This is a genomic window from Nostoc sp. CALU 1950, from assembly GCF_051172895.1.
Lineage (GTDB): Bacteria > Cyanobacteriota > Cyanobacteriia > Cyanobacteriales > Nostocaceae > Nostoc > Nostoc edaphicum_A.
Genome location: NZ_JBDNJQ010000356.1, coordinates 1 through 1723, shown reverse-complemented (window position 1 = coordinate 1723; position 1723 = coordinate 1). Strand labels below are relative to the sequence as shown.

The following is a 1723-nucleotide window of genomic DNA, read 5'->3' as shown; positions in this document are numbered from 1 at the left end:
CATTCAATAACAGCAAGATCCCCGACTTCTTTAAGAAGTCGGGGATCTGAGTCTTTCGGGATAATTGATTATTTTCCAAACAATTTATGAATTGAGTGGAAACAAATATTGGTTAGAATAACTTAGATTAGCAACTATTAAGAAGCATAATCTGTGCATCCTCTAGTTGTCAAAAGTGTAAAATAACACAATACTTTAATACATACATCAGCTATGCAAGCAGAATATCGGCAGCGTCGCGAGCAATTAATGGCAAAAATTGGTGATGGTACAGCCATTTTTCGCAGTGCGCCAATGGCAGTGATGCACAACGATGTCGAGTATGTTTATCGCCAAGACAGTGATTTCTTCTACTTGACTGGTTTTAATGAACCACAGGCAGTAGCAGTGTTAGCGCCGCATCATGCAGAACATCGGTTTGTGCTGTTCGTCCAACCGAAGGATCGCGAAAAGGAAGTATGGACTGGCTATCTTTGTGGGGTAGATGCAGCGAAGGAAATGTATGGTGCTGATGAAGCTTATCCCATTAGCGAGTTAGATGAAAAGTTACCGCAGTATTTGGAAAAAGCTAGCCGGATTTACTATCACTTAGGACGCGATCGCAATTTTAATGATCAAATCCTCAAACATTACCAAAGTTTACTGCGGACTTATCCGAAGCGCGGTACTGGGCCGATCGCTATTGAAGATACTGGCCCTGTCCTCAACAGCATGAGATTGATCAAAAGCGAAGCTGAGTTGGAATTGATGCGTAAAGCAGCTGCGATCGCTACCGAAGCACACAATTACGCCCAAGAAATCGCCGCACCTGGACGTTATGAGTACGAAATCCAAGCGGAGATGGAACGCATTTTTCGCGTGCGGGGTGGGTTAGGGCCGGCTTATCCTTCTATTGTGGCTTCCGGTGTGAATGCTTGCGTACTGCACTACATTGAAAATAATCGTCAAATGCAGGATGGAGAATTACTGCTAATTGATGCCGGTTGTGCTTACGGTTATTACAACTCTGATATTACCCGGACATTTCCTGTTGGGGGTAAATTTACGCCAGAACAAAAGACGCTGTATGAGATTGTTTTAGAAGCACAAAAACAAGCGATCGCTCAAGTGCAACCAGGTAATCCTTTCAACTTAGTTCACGATACAGCAGTGCGTGTTATCACAGAAGGTTTAGTTGAACTTGGCATTCTCAAAGGTGAAATTGACAAGTTAATTGAAGAAGAGAAATACAAACCATATTATATGCACCGCACCAGTCATTGGTTAGGTTTGGATGTTCATGATGTAGGTGTTTACCAGCACGGTGAAGATAAACCGCAGATTTTACAACCAGGTCAAATTTTGACAGTGGAACCGGGACTATATATTGTGCCAGATACTAAACTAGCAGAAGACCAGCCAGAGACTAATCCTCGATGGGTTGGTATTGGCATTCGTATTGAGGATGATGTATTAGTTACACCTGATGGACATGAAGTGTTAACTGCGGGAGTTCCTAAAGCGGTAGATGAAATCGAAAGATATTAAAGAAGTCGGAAGTCGGAAGTACAGTTTTGTAACGGGGATTTAGAACAAGACTTATATCCTTGCGGCTTGGTTTAAAGCAACAGGACTTAAACCCGCCGAATCATCACAAAGACGCGATAAATCGCCGAATCATCACAAAGACGCGATAAATCGCCGTCTCTACAATAATCAGTCTTTTGTAGAGACGGCGATTTAT

Annotated in this window: 1 protein-coding gene; it reads left to right on the top strand. The window is 42.7% G+C overall.

Translation table 11 applies throughout. The annotated features are described in order from the left end of the window. Positions 1-213: 213 nt before the first annotated feature. Positions 214-1527, top strand: coding sequence for an aminopeptidase P N-terminal domain-containing protein (locus ABF638_RS37860; protein WP_435027867.1), 1314 nt, complete (start codon positions 214-216; stop codon positions 1525-1527). Positions 1528-1723: the final 196 nt, after the last annotated feature.

Bases quoted from the DNA above. Each gene is read 5' to 3' on its own strand.
- ABF638_RS37860 (WP_435027867.1), top strand. From the start codon at position 214: ATGCAAGCAGAATATCGGCAGCGTCGCGAGCAATTAATGGCAAAAATT.